The 18,776-nt window shown below is 63.7% G+C and carries 17 protein-coding genes; 10 read left to right on the top strand and 7 right to left on the bottom strand.

The features are described from left to right. The first annotated feature begins 44 nt into the window (after window positions 1-44). The 3 genes from AC3FKG_RS13960 to glmS all read left to right on the top strand — a co-directional run bounded on the left by AC3FKG_RS13960 (window position 45) and on the right by glmS (window position 3,629). The gene (locus tag AC3FKG_RS13960; protein ID WP_483711628.1) at window positions 45-896 is read left to right on the top strand and encodes a YaiO family outer membrane beta-barrel protein; all 852 of its coding nucleotides are present in this window, start codon (window positions 45-47) and stop codon (window positions 894-896) included. Window positions 897-898: 2 nt separating this feature from the next. Continuing rightward, a complete protein-coding gene (locus AC3FKG_RS13955; RefSeq protein WP_483711627.1) occupies window positions 899-1,702 on the top strand; it encodes a hypothetical protein in 804 nt (267 codons plus the stop codon). Window positions 1,703-1,790: 88 nt separating this feature from the next. Continuing rightward, window positions 1,791-3,629, top strand: coding sequence for a glutamine--fructose-6-phosphate transaminase (isomerizing) (glmS, locus tag AC3FKG_RS13950; RefSeq protein WP_483711626.1), 1,839 nt, complete (start codon window positions 1,791-1,793; stop codon window positions 3,627-3,629). Window positions 3,630-4,381: 752 nt separating this feature from the next. Here the strand turns inward: glmS and AC3FKG_RS13945 are convergent. Beyond that, on the bottom strand, window positions 4,382-5,104 hold the full coding sequence (locus tag AC3FKG_RS13945; RefSeq protein ID WP_483711625.1) for a hypothetical protein: 723 nt from the start codon (window positions 5,102-5,104) through the stop codon (window positions 4,382-4,384). Between the two features lie 79 nt (window positions 5,105-5,183). On the opposite strand from AC3FKG_RS13945, the gene AC3FKG_RS13940 reads away from it, so the two are divergent. Together AC3FKG_RS13940 and bcsZ are read left to right on the top strand one after the other, a co-directional pair. Further along, window positions 5,184-7,415 (top strand): glycosyltransferase, encoded by a 2,232-nt coding sequence (locus tag AC3FKG_RS13940; protein WP_483711624.1) that lies wholly within the window; start codon window positions 5,184-5,186, stop codon window positions 7,413-7,415. 126 nt (window positions 7,416-7,541) lie between these two features. Further along, window positions 7,542-8,702 (top strand): cellulose synthase complex periplasmic endoglucanase BcsZ, encoded by a 1,161-nt coding sequence (gene bcsZ / locus AC3FKG_RS13935; protein ID WP_483711623.1) that lies wholly within the window; start codon window positions 7,542-7,544, stop codon window positions 8,700-8,702. A 95-nt stretch (window positions 8,703-8,797) separates the two neighbouring features. On the opposite strand, the gene AC3FKG_RS13930 is transcribed toward bcsZ, so the two are convergent. Both AC3FKG_RS13930 and AC3FKG_RS13925 read right to left on the bottom strand, forming a co-directional pair. Beyond that, window positions 8,798-10,327, bottom strand: coding sequence for an argininosuccinate lyase (locus tag AC3FKG_RS13930; RefSeq protein WP_483711622.1), 1,530 nt, complete (start codon window positions 10,325-10,327; stop codon window positions 8,798-8,800). Window positions 10,328-10,462: 135 nt separating this feature from the next. Further along, complete coding sequence (locus AC3FKG_RS13925; RefSeq protein ID WP_483711621.1) at window positions 10,463-10,687, bottom strand: hypothetical protein; 225 nt, start codon at window positions 10,685-10,687, stop codon at window positions 10,463-10,465. A gap of 401 nt (window positions 10,688-11,088) precedes the next feature. On the opposite strand from AC3FKG_RS13925, the gene AC3FKG_RS13920 reads away from it, so the two are divergent. The 4 genes from AC3FKG_RS13920 to AC3FKG_RS13905 all read left to right on the top strand — a co-directional run bounded on the left by AC3FKG_RS13920 (window position 11,089) and on the right by AC3FKG_RS13905 (window position 13,635). Next, a complete protein-coding gene (locus AC3FKG_RS13920) occupies window positions 11,089-11,553 on the top strand; it encodes a fumarate hydratase (protein WP_483711620.1) in 465 nt (154 codons plus the stop codon). Between the two features lie 207 nt (window positions 11,554-11,760). Continuing rightward, on the top strand, window positions 11,761-12,258 hold the full coding sequence (locus tag AC3FKG_RS13915) for a hypothetical protein (protein ID WP_483711619.1): 498 nt from the start codon (window positions 11,761-11,763) through the stop codon (window positions 12,256-12,258). A gap of 252 nt (window positions 12,259-12,510) precedes the next feature. Then, complete coding sequence (locus AC3FKG_RS13910) at window positions 12,511-12,669, top strand: hypothetical protein (RefSeq protein WP_483711618.1); 159 nt, start codon at window positions 12,511-12,513, stop codon at window positions 12,667-12,669. A gap of 177 nt (window positions 12,670-12,846) precedes the next feature. Beyond that, a complete protein-coding gene (locus AC3FKG_RS13905; protein ID WP_483711617.1) occupies window positions 12,847-13,635 on the top strand; it encodes a COG4705 family protein in 789 nt (262 codons plus the stop codon). A gap of 24 nt (window positions 13,636-13,659) precedes the next feature. On the opposite strand, the gene AC3FKG_RS13900 is transcribed toward AC3FKG_RS13905, so the two are convergent. From AC3FKG_RS13900 to phbB, 3 genes are all read right to left on the bottom strand, one after another. Further along, a complete protein-coding gene (locus tag AC3FKG_RS13900) occupies window positions 13,660-15,000 on the bottom strand; it encodes a type II toxin-antitoxin system HipA family toxin (RefSeq protein ID WP_483711616.1) in 1,341 nt (446 codons plus the stop codon). A 5-nt stretch (window positions 15,001-15,005) separates the two neighbouring features. Further along, window positions 15,006-15,254: a helix-turn-helix domain-containing protein gene (locus AC3FKG_RS13895; protein WP_483711615.1), complete on the bottom strand. Its 249-nt coding sequence runs from the start codon at window positions 15,252-15,254 to the stop codon at window positions 15,006-15,008. 180 nt (window positions 15,255-15,434) lie between these two features. Beyond that, a complete protein-coding gene (gene phbB / locus AC3FKG_RS13890) occupies window positions 15,435-16,178 on the bottom strand; it encodes an acetoacetyl-CoA reductase (RefSeq protein ID WP_483714511.1) in 744 nt (247 codons plus the stop codon). Between the two features lie 392 nt (window positions 16,179-16,570). Here phbB and AC3FKG_RS13885 point away from each other — a divergent pair, with 392 nt between their 5' ends. Next, a complete protein-coding gene (locus tag AC3FKG_RS13885; RefSeq protein ID WP_483711614.1) occupies window positions 16,571-17,590 on the top strand; it encodes a J domain-containing protein in 1,020 nt (339 codons plus the stop codon). A 109-nt stretch (window positions 17,591-17,699) separates the two neighbouring features. Here the strand turns inward: AC3FKG_RS13885 and AC3FKG_RS13880 are convergent, their stop codons facing one another. Further along, a complete protein-coding gene (locus AC3FKG_RS13880) occupies window positions 17,700-18,755 on the bottom strand; it encodes an alkene reductase (protein ID WP_488743371.1) in 1,056 nt (351 codons plus the stop codon). Window positions 18,756-18,776 lie beyond the last annotated feature (21 nt).

Raw genomic sequence — 18,776 nt, 5'->3', positions numbered from 1 at the left:
CGCCGTAGGCATTGGGGCCATGACCACTGGAGGGTGATGACAATATGCGCCACGGAAAGCTGCGGGGAATCCATGCCGCCCACGGAAGCCGAAACTGGCTTCCCCTGCTGGGCATGCTGATGGCAGTGACTTCGACCAATGCCTTTGCCCAGGTGGAAGGCACCGGGCCGCGCACCTTCGCGCCGCTGCTGACCGGTTTTATCGAGGGGGGCCTCGGGCACGCCAATCTGACCGGCGATAACCCGAACTGGAACGACCAGTACCTCCGGGGCGGTGTAAACCTGACGCCCAACGATTACGTGACCGGCGAGATCAGCCATCAGAGTCACTTCGGCGATCAGGGTACGTTCTTTGGCCTGGGCTACACGCGGACGTTCAATGAGGACTGGTACGCCTTCCTCAGCGGCGGCACCAGTGCGGGTGGCTTCTTCCTGCCGGATTACCGGTTTGACGGGATGCTGTTTCGCAAGCTTCTGCCCAAGAAGAACCTGGTGGCGGGCCTGGGCTTTACTTACTACAAGGCCAAGGAAATCTATGACGACAAGACCTTGCTGGTGGGCCTGACCTACTACTTCGACCAGCCCTTCATCGTCCAGGTCCTCGGGCGGTTCAACCGCAGTGACCCTGGCAATGTCCGGTCCAATCGCGGTGTCATTGCGCTGACTTATGGCCGCGACAAGGATCAGTTCCTCACCTTCAAGTACGAAGGTGGCAATGAAGCGTATCAATTGACTGGCCAGCAAACCTTGCTGAATGATTTCAACAGCCAGGAGTTCACGTTAACGTGGCGCAAATGGATCACCAAGACGTGGGGGTTCAATTTGCGCGCGATCTACTATGAAAACCCGTCTTACAAGCGCAAGCAAGCGGAGGCGGGGATCTTCGTGGAGTTCTAGCCATGATGCATGCATCCACGCCACTTTCCGCCGCGCCCGACAAGGGGGAGTCCCTGGGCCGTACGGTGATCAGTGTCGCACGGCACCGATCGCTGGATCGCCTGAGTCTTTCGGCGCCGACTATAGCGGGTATCGTGCTGGTTCCATTGCTGTTCAACGCGATCGAATGGAGCCTGCACAACGATCTCAGTGCCATCTGGGCCGGCGTCTTCGCCTTCTGGCTCGATAAGCTCGAGATCCAGGGTGCCGTCACGGAGCGCCTGACCAGCGTGGCAGGGCTCGACTTGTCGCTGCCACACCTCGACGTGGTGGCCGGGCTGCCTGACGCGGTGACGTGGCGCATGTCGGCGGCGCTGACGGTCCTTGGCGGCCTGCTTGCCTTGCGCATGCCTGACCGGATGCTGCCGCTGCGCTATTTCCTGCTGTTCGGCATCCTGATCCAGTTCACGGCGCTCGCCTTCTTTGCCTTCATGCCAGAGAAGTTTCCCTACACCGTGGGCAGCTTTATCGACAACGGGATGAAGGCCGCGGTCGGCTTCCTGGTAGTCCTGCCCTGGGCGCATGCGCTGGTCTACTACATCTTCGATTATTCATGGGCGAAGAAGATTGCCCTGACCGTTATCACGCTGGTCTTTGTGGCTGTCGCGGTCCCATTGCAGCTGATGCTGCATGTCTACATCGTGCAGAAGTTCTCGATGTTGTGGCTGCCCGTGTTGTCGTTCCTGTTTGGTCCGACACTTGTCATCTTTTCCTGTATCGCGTTGTACGGGTGGGGGATGAGCTGGCAGCGACTAAGGGGACGATAGGGACAGGCAGTGGAAGCGGGGCAGGGTGCATGGCGGCGGGCACCCGCGGCATCGAAGTGCGTGTCTCGCGTCGCAGGGAGCACCCGTCATGTGTGGCATCGTCGGCGCGATCTCGTCGCGCAATATCGTCCCGGTCCTGGTGGAAGGCCTGCGCCGGCTGGAGTACCGCGGCTACGATTCTTGCGGCCTGGCCGTAGTGCTCGAAGGCGCGCTCCAGCGCGCCCGCACCGTATTGCGCGTGGCGGAGCTGGATGCGCAGAGTCAGGCCTCGGGGCTGGTCGGGCAAGTCGGCGTGGCGCATACCCGCTGGGCCACGCACGGCAAGCCTGACACCGTCAACGCCCACCCGCACATATCGTGCGGGACCATTGCGCTGGTGCACAACGGCATCATCGAGAACTACGAGTCCTTGCGCGAAGAGTTGCGCGCAGCGGGCTACGGATTTGAATCGCAGACCGACACGGAAGTGGTGGCGCACCTGGTCCACCAGGCCTACACGTGTCCGGACAACCCCACGCGCGGCGACCTGTTTGCATCGGTGCGCGCGATCACCCGGCGCCTGCACGGCGCCTACGCCATTGCGGTGGTCTCGAAGGACCAGCCTGACCGCCTGGTCGGCGCGCGGTCGGGCTCGCCACTGGTGGTGGCGCTCGGCGAGAACGAGGCCTTCCTCGCGTCAGATGCCATGGCAGTTGCCGGTACCGCCAACCGCGTGATCTACCTGGAAGAGGGCGATGTCATGGAACTCACGCTCGACGGCGTGAAGGTTCATGATGCGGCCGACCACGCCGTCGAGCGCGAAGTGCGCGAGGTGAGGGCGAGCGCCACGGCGGTGGAGCTTGGGGCATACCGCCATTTCATGCAGAAAGAGATCTTCGAGCAGCCACGCGCGCTCGGCGATACGATCCATGGCGTCGAGGCCATCCACCCGGAGCTGTTCGGTGACTGTGCGGCGCAGGCGTTCGCGCGGATCGACAGCGTGCTGGTGCTGGCCTGCGGCACGAGCTACTACTCGGGCTGCACCGCCAAGTACTGGCTGGAATCGATCGCCCGGATCCCGACCCAGGTGGAAGTGGCCAGCGAGTATCGCTATCGCCAGACCGTGCCCAATCCGAACGCCCTGGTAGTGGTGATCTCCCAATCCGGCGAGACCGCCGATACGCTGGCCGCATTGCGCCACGCCCGGGAGCTGGGGCACGCGCACACGCTTGCGGTCTGCAACGTGGCGACCAGCGCGATGGTGCGCGAGACCGCGATGCGCTTCCTGACGCGGGCCGGCGTCGAGATAGGCGTGGCTTCGACCAAGGCGTTCACGACGCAGCTCGCCGCACTGTACATCCTGACGCTGGCACTGGCGAAGGCGCGCGGGCTGCTCGACGAAGCAGCGGAAGCGTCCGCACTGGCCAACCTGCGCCGCCTGCCGGCCGCGCTGGGCGGCGTGCTGGCGCTGGAGCCTCAGATCATCGCCTGGGCCGAGGACTTTGCAAGGCGAGAGAACGCGCTGTTCCTGGGCCGGGGCCTGCACTATCCGATCGCCCTGGAAGGCGCGCTCAAGCTCAAGGAAATTTCGTATATCCATGCCGAGGCCTATCCGGCGGGAGAACTGAAGCATGGCCCGCTGGCGCTGGTCACCGAGGCGATGCCGGTGGTCACCGTAGCGCCGAACGACGCGCTGCTTGAAAAGCTCAAGTCGAACATGCAGGAAGTGCGCGCGCGCGGCGGCCGCCTCTATGTGTTTGCGGACAGCGACTCGGGGATCGGCTCGGGCGACGGTATCCACGTCATCCGGCTGCCCGAGCACGGTGGCGAGCTGTCACCGATCCTGCACGCGGTGCCGATGCAGCTGCTCGCCTACCACACCGCCTGCATCCGCGGCACCGATGTCGACAAGCCGCGTAACCTGGCGAAATCGGTGACGGTGGAGTGATTGGGGGTGGATAAAAGAGGGTTCGTTCTTCGGCGAATTGCAGGGTGTCGGTCTTGGCAGATGCCGCTGTTTCGCCGGCGTAGCCGGCGACCGCCACCGCTATCGCATCATCGCCTTCGGCTGCTGCGCGGCTCACAAGTCGGCAGGCGCGAGGACATCAACGGCGCAGATGCTGGTGCTTCCGTTTCTGACATCAACTTTGAACAAAAAAGGCGGACCGACGCCGGGGAAACGCCGGTCCGGGCTGGGTCGACAAGCAAAAGTCCGCACAATTGCCGTAACCCAGATTCAAGCGATTGTTTGGCCTTATTCGGCTTTCGCTAAATGTAATGCCCCGTGCCCGGCAAGCCATGCTTTGATGGACACAAAACGTTCGTCATCGAACAGAGCATGGCGGCTCCTCATCATTGCGCCGCCGGCGAATCAGCAGATCCGGGAGCAAGTCGGATAAGGCGGGCGAGTACACCTCAGCCTCAGCGGGGCCTGCATGTCGGCGGCGGCGCTGGCGATCGCCGGGGTCAAGCGAAAATGGCCCGCTTTATCGGCGCGTCTTGTATTGAGGGAGGCTTCCGGTGCCAGGGCCGAAAGAGCCTGCGTCGGTCCGGGGAGGAAGCGGGCACATCAACAGGGCGGATGGCCTGCGTCTAGCACTCGGGCATGCCTGAATAATATTCGCCTGGATTAGCGGGGCGTTCGTTCAGAACGTATTCATTCTGAACGCCGACCTCGCCCCACCGGCATAGCAGGCAGCACTAAGTGGTCTGGCCAGGCTGCTCGTCATCGATCGATGCCTCGAGCAAGTGCCCATATGCATCGATTTCCTTTTGCGTTCGCGCCTGGCTTTCCGCGATCTTCCCGGGCGTCACTTCGCCTTCGATAAATTCGACCGACACCCGTTTCACGCGCGGGTCCTTGTCGACGATCCCTTGCAAGACCTTGTCGAACAGCTTTTCTCCGGCACGCAGGCCCAGTGGCTGCGGCACCAGCACCTTGACCAGCAGGATCTCGTTGTCACCAGTTCCTTGCGCCGCCTCAGCGAGTGCGGATCTCAGGTAGCTTTTCAGTTTCAGGACACTCAGGTCACCGGGTATCCCGATATGCGATACCCGAATCGATTTCTTGGCCATGCCGGTTGCTAACGCGTATTGTCGAAGAGCGGAATATACCGCACGGCCGCGCAGTGCAGGTCCCTGCTTGAGCAGCTTGCCAAAGCGCCAAGGCAGCGCCGTGCCGGGTCCGCGCAATGTTCGGTAGGCCACATCGCGGGTCCCCGCGCGGTTCCGTCCTTCCCTATCCTCATTGCTGATGAGTCCGGCCCCTGTCCACCGTGTCGTCGAGGGTGAGCGCAGGCCATCGGGCCACGCCATCGGGAAGATGGGCTGATCGATGTCGCCATATTTCCCGGCAATGCCGGTATCTGTGCACTGGCTTGCCTGACACGTGCCGTCACGCAGACCGATCCCCGTCCACGCCATAACAAGACTCAATGCTCGAACAACCCGCGTCGACGCGAGACCAGGGTCCCGTGCCGCGCAAGGCTGGAGAGGAAAGGTGATGGCCGCACAGACGGATGGGCAGGCGTCGACAAATGCTCTGGGACTCGGTCCCCGCTTTGCACTGGAAAGGCCAGCACTATCGGTCCGGATCCTGGTGGTCGCCTATATACTCAGCGGCATCATCTACTTCATCTGGCGTAGCGGGACCTTCAACCCGGAAGCGATGGGGTTGTCGCTGGCCCTGTACGCCGCCGAGCTGTTCGGCTTCGTGAACGGCCTGTGCTACGTGATGATGACCTTCCGGATGAGCGACCGGGAGGCGCCGCCGGCGCTGAGCGGCGTCAGCGTCGATGTCTTCGTGCCGACCTACGACGAGTCCGCCGAGCTCGTGCGCAGGACGCTGCTGGCCGCCAAGAACATCCAGTACCCCCATGTGACGTGGCTGCTCGATGACGGCAATCGGGACGAAATGCGCAAGCTGGCGGCGCAACTCGACTGCAAGTATCTCTCGCGCGGCATGAATGCAAACGGCAAGGCCGGCAACCTCAATCACGCATTGCTGTACAGCGGCGGCGAATTTGTCGCTATCTTCGATACCGACCACGCCCCGCGCAAGGACTTCCTGTCCAAGACGCTCGGATACTTCTCCGATCCGGAGGTGGCGTTCGTGCAGACGCCGCAGGACTTCTACAACGTCGACGCCTTCAGCCATCGTGTTGCCGGCGAGGCGGTCTGGAGCGAGCAGTCGGTGTTCTACAAGGTGATCCAGCGCGGCAAGGACACCTGGAACGCCAGCTTCCTCTGCGGCAGCTGCGTGCTGCTGCGCAGGTCCGCGCTCGAAGCCGTCGGCGGCTTTGCGGTCGACACGGTGACCGAGGATATCCATACGTCGATCCGGCTCCACAAGAAGGGGTTCCGCTCGGTCTACCACGCCGAATCGCTCGCCTATGGCCTGGCGCCCCACAACATCGATACCTACCTGAGCCAGCGCATACGCTGGGGCACGGGCGCCATGCAGGTGCTGCGGCGCGAGGGCGTGGTCTTCAGCCGCGGCCTGAGCCTTGGGCAGCGGCTGAATTACCTGGCGTCCATGCTGATCTATTTCGAGGGCTGGCAGAAGCTGGTCTTCTTCCTGACGCCGCCGGCGGTGCTGGGCTTCGGCATGCTGCCGATCATCGGCTCGACGTGGACCTTCTTCGCGATCTTCTCGGTCTACTACCTGGCTTCCCTGCTGGTCTTCCTGGAGCTGGGCAGGGGCTATGTCTCCTTCCTGCTCAACGAGCAATACGGCATGGCGCGCTTTTTCGCGTTCATGCTGACGATCACGGGCCTGTTCCGCAGGCGGGTGTCGTTCGCCGTGACCTGCAAGGACTTCAACAAGCGCGGCAGGACCTGGCTGTGGCTGGCCCCGTCGCTCGGCGTCGGCGTGCTGAACGCCGCCTGCATTCCGGCTGGCATTGCCCGCATGGTGCAGGACGAGATTCCGCTGGGCGCGGGGATCATCTCGATTTTCTGGGCGAGCGTGACGGTCTGGACAGCGATCCTGCTGGCGCGCTTCAGTCTGCGGGTCGGCCGGCGGGCCGGCGGGGATTACCGCTTTCCGCTGCGCATTCCGCTGACGCTGACCATGCAGAACCAGTCGTTCTTCGGCCTGACCGTGGACCTGTCGGCAAGCAGCGCGCTCTACCGTGGCGAAGTCGTGCCGGCACTGCCGCGCGAGGCCAAGGTCGATGTGGAGGTGCACCTCCCCAATGCCGTGGTCCGCTGTGATGCGGCGGCCACCTTCACGTCCCGGCAAGGCGTCTCGGGTCAGGAGGATTGCCTGATCGAGCTGCACCTGCAGTGGGCGTCCCCCGAGGCGCGACGGATGCTTGACACGTTCCTGTTCGGCAGCGGCCTCCAGTTCGAAATGGGCCGGCTGCGCGAACGGCAGGCGCCGCCACTGGCGCGGCTGGCGAGCGCGCTGCGGCGCGATGCCAGCCTGCCGGCCAACGACGAGATCTGGGAGCCCGGCCTGCTGTCGCAGCAAGGCAGCAATGCCGCCTCGCCGATTGCCGTGGCCTACGCGAAGGGCGAGGCCGGGCATGCGCTGTCGATGATCGCGAGCAGCATGGCCTTCGACGTGCGCGCCGATACAGTGCTGCGCCAGCGCATCGCCGGGCGGCAGTCCGAGCAGCACATCAGCCTGAGTCCGGCGGGAATGCTGGAGACCCCGACCGGCGCGATCCATCTCTACAACGCCGCGCCCGCCACGCTGGCGCGGGAACCACAGCAACCACGGCAACAATAGGACCGTTCCAGGGGGGCTGGTGTGGTGCTTGCGCCGGCTTGCCAGGCAAGTTGTGTTGCCAGCGGCCGCGCGCCCCGCCAGAATCGTATCACCACATTCTGGCAACCTCACCGGGGAGGGCCGTGCATGAACCGCAGCCGGCGGCACTGGATCGCGAGCACCCTGGCATTTTCCGCGGGCATCGGGTGCCGCATACGATTCGCGCGGGCCATCTCCCAGCCCTCGTGGACGCTGTGGGATCGCTATGCCAGCGATGCCATCAGTTCGGACGGGCGCGTCATCGAGCACGCCCGCGAGGCCCGCACGACATCCGAGGGCCAGGCCTATGCCTTGTTCTTTGCCCTGGTCGCCAATGACAAGGCTCGCTTCGACCTGCTGCTGGACTGGACGCTGAGCCACCTCTGGACTGACCGCGCACAACCGCCGGCATGGCTGTGGGGGCAGCGCAAGGACGGCAGCTGGGGCACCCTCGACAGCAATACCGCGACCGATGCCGAACTCTGGATGGCTTACACCTTGCTGGAGGCGGCACGCGTTTGGGAGCGCCCGGCATGCCGGCAACTGGGCACGGAAATGCTTGCCGCCATCCGGTCCAGCGACATGGCGCGCCTGGCTGACGGCAGCTTTATCCTGATCCCCGGCAAAAGCGGATTTCGCCTGGCCGAGCGGACCTACCTGATGAATCCGAGCTACGCTCCGGTGCAGCTGTTGCGCCGTCTTGCCTCGCACCAGCCGGAGGGGCCCTGGCAGTCGGTCGCAGCGAATCAGGTCAAGCTGCTGGCCCAAAGCGCTCCTGCCGGCTACGCGCCGGACTGGTGCCGTTTCAGTGAGGGCGCCGGCTTTTCGATCGAGCCATCCAAAGGTCCGACCGGCGGCTATGACGCCATCAGGACGTACCTTTGGGCAGGCATGCTGAATCCGGCGGATCCGTCCGCCGCGCAACTGCTGAACGCGCTGGGCGGCATGGCGAAGACGTTTGCCGCGAGCGGCCGGGTGCCGCACTACGTGAACGTGCAGACGGGCGAGGTGTTCGGCGAGGGCCCCGCCGGATTCTCTGCCGCCGTCTATCCGTTCCTGGTTGCCGCGGGACAGGCGCCACTCGCCGACCGGGTGCGGCTGAAAATGGAAAGCGATATCGAGAGCCAGTGGCCGTCGCTTGGCTATTACGACAGGAATCTCCTGCTGTTTGCCTCGGGGTGGGCGCAGCAGCGATACCGGTTCGACGCGGACGGCTTCCTGCAGTCGGAAGCACATCCCGTCAGGGCGTCAACCTTCGGAGACCGATAGCAATTCTAAGGCCGGGCGGCCGCGTATGGCGTGCCGGCCAAGGTGGCCCGCTCGCGCCAGCATGGCGAGCGGTATCTCGGGTAATGGGGCCGGGCCTACTTCAACAGCTTGCTGAAGTCCAGGTCCAGCCGGGCCAGCGATGCGTCGATGGCGCCGCGCTTGGCCTGGATCCAGGCATCCTGCTGTGCAAGCCGCTGGTCTGCCTCCTTCAGCATGCGTGCCATCTCCGCAGGTTGCGGTCCGCCGCGCGTGACGCGGTGGTTGACGATCGCGACCGGATCCAGCGCCGCGCGAAATTCCGTCTCGCTCATCGGGAAGTCGGTATTGCTGCTGTAGTCGCGCACGGACTCGGCGTAGATGCGCCGTGCCTCGGCGTAGGGGAACGCGCTCGGCCGGATGTCATGCGCCTTTGCGTACTCGACGAGTTCCGAGGCGAAATGGTGGCCGATACGAAATGGCAGCTTGTACTTGCGCATGAGTTCGTCGGCCAGTTCCTGCGATGCGGTCCAGTCGCTGTCGAGTTCCTCCAGCGCGCGCTTCGGGTCGATGACGAGGGCCTGCATGATCCTGTCCCAGCCCTGCAATACGCGGATCGCGCTGTCGACCATTTCGCCGTTGACCACGGCGTCCTTGGCATCCGACATGCCCGGCGGCAGGTTGTGCGCGCGCATGACCGGCCCCATCGCCAGTGTCAGCGCGGTCGAGGCGCGCTCCCGCGTGGAATTCAGCAGCCCGGGATTCTGCTTCTGCGGCATCGCGCTCGACACATAGGTATTGCCGCCACCTTCGCGCAGGAGAATCCAGGGGCGCGGCTGGGCATACTGCGTCATGACGTCCTCGACGAAGCTGCCGGCGTGCAGCGCGATGCTGGTCACTATCGATGCCGCCTCGACCGGCAGGTCCACGGCGCTGATCTGCGATGCGTCATAGGCATTGTCGACCAGCGCGGAAAATCCGAGGTAGCTCGCCATCCTGGTTCGATTCAGCGGCCAGCCGGTGCCGTTCAGCACCGTGGTGCCCATCGGCGAGCGGTCGATGCGGCGATAGGCCTCGCGGATGCGCTCGGCATCGCGGTCCAGCCCCGCCGTCATACCCAGCAGGTAATGCCCGTAGCTGTTCGGCTGCGCCGCCACGCCATTGGTGTAGTTGGGCACGATGGTGCCGGCATGCTTCCTGGCCAGTCCGACGATGGTGGCGGAAGTCTTGTTCAGCTGGTCCGCCAGCGCCAGCATTTTCTCGCGGAGCATCGCCGCGCGCACCGTGGCAAGCATGTCCTGGCTGGAGCGTCCGGCGTGCAACAGCGTGACTTCCTGGCCGGCCGCCTGGATCATCAGCGGCTCGAACGTGATCACGGTGGACGGGCGCTTGCCGCCGGGCTTGTCGCCGTTGGCCAGCACGGTTGCAACCCCGCCGGCGACTTTCGGCGCCAGCGACTTGTCCAGCAGGCCTTCGTCGGCGTTGATGACGGCGGACGCCTTGTTGATCTCGCCAAGCCAGTAGAAGGCGTCATGGTGAACGTTGTCGGCGGCCAGTGCGGCATGGGGGAGTATCGACGCGGCAACAGCGATGAAGCCGGACGACTTCAGGATGCGGGAGGCGTTGTGCTTCCAACGTGCAAGGGGCATGGCTTGTCCTGGATGCTTGTGGGGTTGAAGGCCTCGACGTATCAGATCCCGGCCACGGTATTACGTAGCCTATTCTCGGGTAATAGTCGGTAGCGCGAGTATTGTCTCTTGCCACGGGCCCCGGGCGCCAGGCGCTTATCCCCTCATGGAGGCGCCCAACATGAGCAGGTCCTCCGGATCGAGCGACTCCACCACGTCGAGCGTTTTGACGTTTCGCAGCATCTGGAGCATGCCCTGCCGGAACAATGCAGTGTCGTCGATGACCACCGCCAGGCCGATATCGCGACACGGCCATGCTTGCGGTTCCGTCTGCTCGGCGAGTAGCGCGGGCGTGGCGGCACATGCCTTCGTCTTGTCCATGGTCTTTTCCTGTTTCGTTCTTAAAGCACTGCTGGCGCACAAGAGAAACAGCAACGGACGTGCCAGCCTGTCGAAGGAGCCGTTTGTGCTCCGAGGCAGGGGGATCTTCGCCGAACTTCCGCGAAAACGGCAACTGGTGCGAATGGCGGCACGCTGCCAGGGTGTTACGTGTAACGTAACACGTTCCCTGTTTTTCGCCCGGCTCCTTGGGGACGCGGCCGCCATTGCGCCAGCGTGTCGCGTTGTCCGCCGTCGAAAAAATTTGCACCGGGGGCGGGTGATGGAAATCCGGTTGCGGAGCGTGTGCGAGCCATTCGGAAATCCGTTATCCGTTAAAGCCGATTCAGGGTAGAGCGTTCGAGCGGTTATACTCCGCGCTCCACAACCAACGGGTATTAAATATGGTCGTAGCAACCAAAGCCGCCGCTCCGAAGGCCGCAGTCGCCAAGAGCAAGCCTGCCGCGAAGAAAATCGCCGCACCGAAGCAAAAGGCCAGCGTGCTGGCACGCGAAGCCGTGGCGGCAAAGAAGCGCCTGCTGAAGCTGCGCGCCGACACGAAGAAGGCGATTGAAGCGGCCAAGCGCGAAGTCGCCCAGGCTGCCGAAGCCGCCAAGTCGGCGCTGCGTTTCGAGAAGCAGGCCGCCAAGGACAAGCTCGCGGCGAAGAAGGCAAAGACCGCCGGCGCCGCCAAGGCAACGCGCAAGACCGCCGCCACCAAGGCTGCGCCGAAGAAGGCCGCGCCCGCCAAGGCTGCCGTGAAAGCCGCGCCGAAGAAGGCCGCTGCAAAGCCTGCTGCACCGAAGCGTGCCGCGGTGAAGAAGGCAGCGCCGAAGGCCGCCGCCGCGACGCCCCAGGCTTCGGCCTGATGCTTGCCTGGGCCGGCTAGTCATTCACCTGCCGGCCCATTGACGCCAGAAGGGCGCACGGTCACCGTCCAGGTCCCTGTGCCGCGGGACCGTGCATTGAACCCTCTGGCTCAATCTGCTTTACGCTGTATCGCCCAAACGCGTTTCCCACGCAGCCGGGCGATGCAAGACTGAAAAAATCTTTCCGCGTCCCGCGCGACAAGACGGATGCAAGATACCGACGACACGCTTCCCGAGGGCGAATCCTCCGCCATTCACGAGCCTCGACTCTGGCGAGACAAGGGTTGGACGGCCCGGGTGATCAAGAACGAGGATGGCGATGGCTGGGCGGTCGAGATGATCCGTGATGGCAGCGTCGAACCAGCCCTGGTCGGTCCGTGGACCATGGGACGCAACAAGGTCGATCCGAAGCCGCTCGATGCCACCGCCCACCAGACACTGGTGAAGACCGCGGCGGAAGTCATCCGCCGGCACGAGCAGCAGCTGCACGCGCAGCTCAACAAGCAGTGCCATATCGAAACTGAATCGGGGCCGCTGACGGTCAGGCTGGTTGTCACGCCTGACGAGTTCGAGCCTTACGGCACGCTCACGGCCGTCGACGCCTTTGGCGAGATGGTCGCCACCGTCAAGGTTGCGCCTGACTTCAGGCTGACACGCGAGCGCGCCGCCCGCTGGGCAGCGGATGGCTTCGGCCGGGTGGCCTGAGACCTTTCGCGATCCAGGAAGTCGATCCAGGCGGTGCTCTGACGGCCCACGCTTCGCTACCCCGGCAGATCTCTGCGCGGCCCCGCACACGTCCCATCGCATTGTGTGCGCGATGCCACACGCAATGGCCCCATGCTCGCCGGCCAGCCGTTATATAAAGAACCTGACGGGTCCAGATAATAAGAAACGCTGCTGCTCGCTGCGGCTATGCCGGGGAATTCTGACCCGATACGGCAATTTGCGAGGGGCGTCGTGAGCGAAAACGTCAAGACCAGCGTGCTGTCCTTCGCCCTGCTGGGGGCGATCTTCTATGGCCTGATCACCGTGTTGGGCTTTGAATCCACGATTTCCGACATCGGCAGCCGGCTCATGCAGGCCGCGAGCCAGCTGATGTACCGGCTATTGCTTTAAGCCGCGATCGCGGGACGGCTTTCTGCCGGATCAAAGTAGACACACGAGCAGGGCCAGGCCCGTTACAAACCTTCACAAGGCTTGCTGAACCTTCGATCGTCGTGGAATCCAACAAGGAGACGAGCAGCCAACCTCCGCTGCGCTCGCGCCATGTTGCGCGGCTTACGGAGTCTTACCATGCATTCAATCTCCCGGCATCCGATCGACGACGCCATCAGCAAGATTCCGGCAGTAACGCTCGGCTTCTGGGTCATCAAGATCGCCGCAACGACGCTCGGCGAAACCGGGGGCGACTGGCTGACGATGTCGCTCAAACTCGGCTATCTCATCGGTTCCCTGATCTTTCTTGCCGCCTTCGTGGTGTTGGTCTCGGCGCAGATCCGTGCGCGCCGGTTTTATCCGTGGTTGTTCTGGACCACGATCGTCGCCACGACGACGCTTGGGACGACGCTCGCGGATTTCTGCGATCGTTCGCTGGGCGTGGGTTATGCAGGCGGCGTGGCGATCGTCGCTGCGTGCCTGCTGGCCAGCCTTGCCAGCTGGTACCGCGTGGAGGGCACGGTTTCGATGGATAGCGTCGTGAGCGCGCGTGCCGAATGGTTCTACTGGATCACCATCCTGTTCTCGCAGACGCTCGGCACCGCGCTCGGCGACTGGGTGGCCGGCGAGGATAGGGGCGGCCTTGGGCTCGGCTATGAGGTCGGCGCGGCAATCTTCGGGGGCGGGCTCGTCATCGTGGCCGCGCTTTGGCTCTGGCCCCGTGTTTCGCGTACCGCGTTGTTCTGGGTCGCGTTCGTGCTCACGCGCCCGCTCGGCGCAACACTGGGCGACCTGCTCGACAAGCCCGTTGCGCAAGGCGGACTGCAGTTCAGCCGGTTCTACGCGTCTGGCGTGTTGATCGCCTTCATCGCGGGCTGCATCCTGCTGATCCCGCAACGTGCGGCGCGCCGGGCGGCTTCGCGATAGTGTCGATGCGGGCGCCCGGGGGGCCTAAGCGGATTCCGTCTCTTCCAGACGCTTCGCCGATGCCTGAAGGCCCTCGAAAATCCGGTCGGAAACGCGGGCCGGGAATCCGGCAGGGAGGCTTTCTGCCACGCTCGAAATCACCGAAGGAACTTTGGCAAGCATATCCCGAAGGATCGGCTCCGCGGTTTCGCCGGCATAACACCTGGCGGCCATGGCATTGAAATGGCGGCGCCGGATATCTTTCAGGTGGTAGTGGCGGTTCTTGCCATCCACTGCCATGGCCAGCTTGGCCTTGTGGTAGGAGATGTGATTCGGCCCGTCGCCGATAATCGGCCAGGCAGACAAGACATCGTAGAGTGGCGTGAGGGTGTAGCGCCCGCCTGGCAGCATATGGATGCTGAAGTTCTTGGCGTGTCCGTCGGTTGCGGCCAGCAACCAGAACAGGATTTGCGCGGACAGGAACGTTTCGAGATCCTGGTCAGGCGTCTGCGATTGCCGCAGGATTCCCGTGATGTCTACCATCCCGGGGCCGCCTTCTGCTTCGTATTTCAGATGCGCAGGCACGCCGAGCGCCTGGCAGAAGTCCTCCTGTGGCAATCGCATGATCCAGTCGCCGCTGCGATGTAGCTGCCGGTCGAACCGCTCTACGACCAGCACCTTTTGCTTGCCGAAAGACACTATCTCGCAATCGGGCACCGGAAGCCCGAACGCCCTGACCAGCTGCATGCAGAGCCATTCGTTCTCTACCGAAGTCGTCAAGTCCGCCTTGCGGTTGCCGACCAGGCCGAGCGGCAGCTTGACAATATGCGTGGTCGGCGTGGCGCCATGCGGAAGCAGCCACCGGCCCTCATGGCGGAGCAGGGCGGTTTTTTCCTGGGCGCCGGCAATGGAGATGCGGAAATCCTCGTCCTCCTTCAGCGTGCCGGGCCCCGTCGTCGTGACCGTGTTCTGTAGCAGTCTTTCGATGTCGTCATCGGAAAGCGGGGTGCCTTCGATCCGGTCGACATGCTGCGGCGCCTCATCTTCCTTGAGCAGCTGAACGGCGCCCACGCAATCGCGCCCGATCGCTTCCAACAAGTCGAAGGCATCGGTGGAGCCGGTCTGAAACCGGGTGGCCAGCCGCCTGCGGATGTTGTCGTTATCTGGCAGGAGGTTGTCAAAGTAGTTTCGGACCCGCTCCCCCTTCAAAGGCGAGTCATCAACGCCAAACGGTAGCGACAGGGACAAGGGACGGCCCGCGGCCGATTCCATCCAGTCTTTGTCGTACTGGAGCTCCATCGGACTGTGCGCCGGGATGCGCCAGGTGCCGACCCGAAGACCGTTGGCCCAGACTGACAGCGCCCGCGTGTGTGACTTTCTTCCCACTGCGCTTACCAGTCCGTCTTTTCGGATGCGGGGGCGGCGTCCTTGGACTGGATGATCAGTTCCAGCCCATAAAGGTTCACCAAAGCCAGCAGTTGTTCAGCTGAAATCGCTTTAGGTACCAGTTCCAGGGCGGACAGCCGGCTTTGGCTCAGCCCCAGCCTGGTTGCGGCCTGGCCTTGCGTGAGTTTCCTGGCCCGACGCGCCGAGCGCAAAATCTGGCCCAGTTGGGGAGTCGTTGAAAGCACTTGCGTCATAGGGTAATACCTGCAATACAGATAAATCTATCTTAGCTGCGTTTCAGGTAAAAGCAAGTTACCTGAATTGCGCGTATTCAAGATTTACCTGTATTGCAGGTACATGGCGATTGACGGCGATCCTATGCGGCGCGCAGCATGGGCAGGCCGACCCGTACGGGACGGGACGACCAGGATGCTTCAGTCCATATGCTGTCCGCCGTTCATGGCGAGATTGGCCCCGGTGAGATAGGCCGCATCGTCCGAGCACAGGAAAGCCACAAGTCCTGCCACCTCTTCGGGCTTGCCAAGGCGCCCAATTGGAATCTGCGGCAGGATCTTGCTGTCCATGACGTCTTTCGGCACGGCCATCACCATCTTGGTGGCCAGATAACCCGGAGACACCGTATTGACCGTCACGCCCTTCCTGGCGACTTCGAGGGCCAGTGCCTTGGTGAATCCGTGCATACCGGCCTTTGCGGCGGAATAGTTGGTCTGGCCGAAGGCGCCTTTGGAGCCGTTGACCGACGAGATGTTGATAATGCGACCCCAGCCGCGCTCGACCATGCCCTCGCAAAGTGGCTTGGTGACATTGAACACGGAATCGAGGTTGGTCCTCATCACCGCGTCCCAGTCGGGCTTGCCCATTTTCTTGAAGGCCATGTCGCGCGTGATGCCGGCATTGTTCACGAGGATGTCGACGTGGCCCATGTCACCGAGGATTTTCGCCATGCACGCCTGGCAGCTTTCGAAGTCGGCCACATCGACTTCGTATGCACTCATTTCGCGACCGTTCGCTGCCATGGTGGCGAGCCATTCCCGGACCTTGGTATTGCCCGGCGAATGCGTCACCACAACCTTATGGCCCGCGTCATGCAAGCGAATGGAAATTGCCTCTCCCAGGCCACCCATGCCGCCTGTAACGACTGCGATTTTCTTCGTCATGCTGATTTCTCCTCTGAGAGCTAAAAGACCCCGGGCCCGCGAAGCTCGCAGGCCGACGTGAATGGACCGACAACGGTGATACCCCTGCGCGGCGAGTGTGCTGGCCTCTACGTGGCCCGCGAGGCGGCCAAATAACGGCCCTGACGGTACCGCTGAGTGCTCTCTTGTAAAAATTTCCGGTGAGATCAAGGAGGTTGATCTTAGCGAGGGTTATGGACATTCAGGGTGTCCGGAATGCGCGCCTTGTGGCAGTGCGGCAAGGCGAGGCGACGCTAAGGGTGTCCGCGGCAAGCAGCGCGTGATTTTTTATTAACTTGGCGCATGAGAGCGAGATTCCCTTGTCACGTCGCCGGCGGTAAAATCGACGCGACCTTTATGCGCCGGCTGCGAGAATGCATACCCATTACGATAATCTGAAGATTTCTCGTGACGCCCCGCCCGAGGTTATTCGCGCGGCATACAAGGCATTAAGTCAAAAGCACCATCCGGACCGGAACCGGGATTCATCCGAATCCCATCGGGTCATGACGATTATCAACTCGGCTTACGAGGTCCTGATGGACCCCGCCAGGCGCGCCCAGCACGATGCCTGGATTCTGGCGCAGGAAAAGGCCGCCGCGTCGGCGTCCGTTCGTGCCGCGCAGCGCGCACGGCCGGCTTCCTCAGCCCCCGGGGCATCCAATGGGCCGGCGTCCAGGCCGGTTTCGGCGGCGCGCCAGGCCTCTGCCGCGACCCGGGCTTCGACAGCCGACCGGGCCTCCGGAAATTCCAAGGGCACGACCAGGCCGGCAGGGAACCGCACGTTTTCAAAGTCGCTGTTCGTACTGGTGGTGGCGGGGGTCGCGATCTACCTGATCATTCCGACCTCGCGCACGCCGGTGGAGAATTCCGGGCAGTCCGCGACGTGGACGCCATTGGCCGCGACGGTGCCGTTAACGCCTGCCGAGTCGCGCACGCTTTCCGCCACGCCGGGAAAGCCGCTAGAAGCGCTGCCTCGCTATGCACGCCAGCCCGCGGCGCCGAACGGCCAGTCGTGGCCGGCATGGTCCAGCTACGTTCCAGGCTATCCCATCCGCAAGACGGGTGGATTGTCGTCGCTGACGGTCGACAACTCGCGCAACCCGTCCGACGTCTTTCTGAAGGTGTTTTCACTGGAAGGGGGCAGCCCGGTCCCGGTGCGCTTCGCGCTGATCAAGGCGGGCGCGTCCTTCGAGTTTTCCAATATGGCTTCGGGGAACTTTGATGTTCGCTTCATGGACCTGGATACCGGAAAGCTCTCCAGGTCGGAGCCCTTCGAGCTGGAAGAAATCGCCGAAGGCAATGGCACGCGATACAGCCGGATGTCGCTCACCCTGAACACCGCGCGCAGCGGCAATGCGCGAACCCAGGCAATCGGCGAAAGCGAATTTTAGGCGGGGCGTCGAGTAGCGCAGGGGCGCTCGCCAAGGGGAGGGGATCCCTTGGCTGTTCTGACTGGCGGCCGCCCGAAGGGCAGCCGCGACCGGGCTTGCCGGTTCGTGGTCAGGCGAGCGCAGGGTAATCCGTATAGCCTTCTGCACCCGGGTGATAGAACGTCTCGGGGCGCGGCGCATTGAGCGATGCGTCGAGCTTGAGGCGGCGCGGCAGGTCCGGGTTGGCGATGAACAACTGACCGAATGCGACGGCATCGGCTTCGCCGGCGGCCAGCACGCGCTCGGCGGTCTGCTTGGTCATCTTTTCGTTGGCGATGTAGACGCCGCCGAACGCTGCCTTCAGCGCCGGACCGTGGCGATTGTCGCCCAGTGCCTCGCGCGAGCAGATAAACGCGATGCCACGCTTGCCGAGTTCGCGCGCGACGTAGCCGAACGTAGCGGCCAGGTCGGAATCGCCCATGGTGTGCACGTCGCCGCGCGGCGACAGGTGCACGCCGACCCGCTTGGCGCCCCACACCTCGATGCAGGCGTCGGTCACTTCCAGCAGCAGCCGCGCGCGGTTTTCGATCGGGCCGCCGTAGGCGTCGGTCCGCTTGTTGGTGGAATCCTGCAGGAACTGGTCGAGCAGGTAGCCGTTGGCGCCGTGGACTTCAACGCCGTCGAAGCCTGCTTTCTTGGCGTTTTCCGCACCGTGGCGGTAGGCGGCGACCACGCCCGCGATTTCTTCGGTTTCCAGCGCGCGCGGCGTGACGTAGGCGCGCTGCGGGCGCACCAGGCTCACATGGCCGCCCGCCGCGATGGCGCTTGGCGCCACCGGCAGTTCGCCGTCCAGGAAGATCGGGTCGGAGATCCGGCCGACGTGCCAGAGCTGCAGGAAGATGCGGCCGCCGGCGGCGTGGACGGCGTCGGTCACCTGCTTCCAGCCCGCGACCTGCGCATCGGTCCAGATGCCCGGCGTGTCGGCATAGCCCACGCCCTGCGGGGTCACCGCGGTGGCTTCGGAAATGATCAGGCCGGCCGAAGCGCGCTGCACGTAGTACTCGGTCATCAATGCGTTCGGCACGCGCTCGCCGCCAACGGCACGCGAGCGCGTCAGCGGCGCCATGATGACGCGGTTGGGAAGGTCGAGGTCGCCGATGCGGATAGGATCGAAGAGGGTAGGCATAAGGTCCTGGTTTTCGTCGGG

This window comes from Cupriavidus sp. 22TCCZM04-2 (genome assembly GCF_057798895.1).
Note: the sequence above shows the minus strand (reverse complement) of the source record. Positions and strands in the feature narration are given on the sequence as shown.

What these genes read in the sequence shown, in the direction of transcription:
- AC3FKG_RS13905 (WP_483711617.1), top strand. Translation starts at nt 12,847, where the DNA reads ATGCATTCAATCTCCCGGCATCCGATCGACGACGCCATCAGCAAGATT.
- AC3FKG_RS13880 (WP_488743371.1), bottom strand. Translation starts at nt 18,755, where the DNA reads ATGCCTACCCTCTTCGATCCTATCCGCATCGGCGACCTCGACCTTCCC.
- glmS (WP_483711626.1), top strand. Translation starts at nt 1,791, where the DNA reads ATGTGTGGCATCGTCGGCGCGATCTCGTCGCGCAATATCGTCCCGGTC.
- AC3FKG_RS13930 (WP_483711622.1), bottom strand. Translation starts at nt 10,327, where the DNA reads ATGCCCCTTGCACGTTGGAAGCACAACGCCTCCCGCATCCTGAAGTCG.
- AC3FKG_RS13925 (WP_483711621.1), bottom strand. Translation starts at nt 10,687, where the DNA reads ATGGACAAGACGAAGGCATGTGCCGCCACGCCCGCGCTACTCGCCGAG.
- AC3FKG_RS13895 (WP_483711615.1), bottom strand. Translation starts at nt 15,254, where the DNA reads ATGACGCAAGTGCTTTCAACGACTCCCCAACTGGGCCAGATTTTGCGC.
- bcsZ (WP_483711623.1), top strand. Translation starts at nt 7,542, where the DNA reads ATGAACCGCAGCCGGCGGCACTGGATCGCGAGCACCCTGGCATTTTCC.
- AC3FKG_RS13945 (WP_483711625.1), bottom strand. Translation starts at nt 5,104, where the DNA reads ATGGCGTGGACGGGGATCGGTCTGCGTGACGGCACGTGTCAGGCAAGC.
- AC3FKG_RS13915 (WP_483711619.1), top strand. Translation starts at nt 11,761, where the DNA reads ATGCAAGATACCGACGACACGCTTCCCGAGGGCGAATCCTCCGCCATT.
- AC3FKG_RS13960 (WP_483711628.1), top strand. Translation starts at nt 45, where the DNA reads ATGCGCCACGGAAAGCTGCGGGGAATCCATGCCGCCCACGGAAGCCGA.
- AC3FKG_RS13955 (WP_483711627.1), top strand. Translation starts at nt 899, where the DNA reads ATGATGCATGCATCCACGCCACTTTCCGCCGCGCCCGACAAGGGGGAG.
- phbB (WP_483714511.1), bottom strand. Translation starts at nt 16,178, where the DNA reads ATGACGAAGAAAATCGCAGTCGTTACAGGCGGCATGGGTGGCCTGGGA.
- AC3FKG_RS13920 (WP_483711620.1), top strand. Translation starts at nt 11,089, where the DNA reads ATGGTCGTAGCAACCAAAGCCGCCGCTCCGAAGGCCGCAGTCGCCAAG.
- AC3FKG_RS13885 (WP_483711614.1), top strand. Translation starts at nt 16,571, where the DNA reads ATGCATACCCATTACGATAATCTGAAGATTTCTCGTGACGCCCCGCCC.
- AC3FKG_RS13940 (WP_483711624.1), top strand. Translation starts at nt 5,184, where the DNA reads ATGGCCGCACAGACGGATGGGCAGGCGTCGACAAATGCTCTGGGACTC.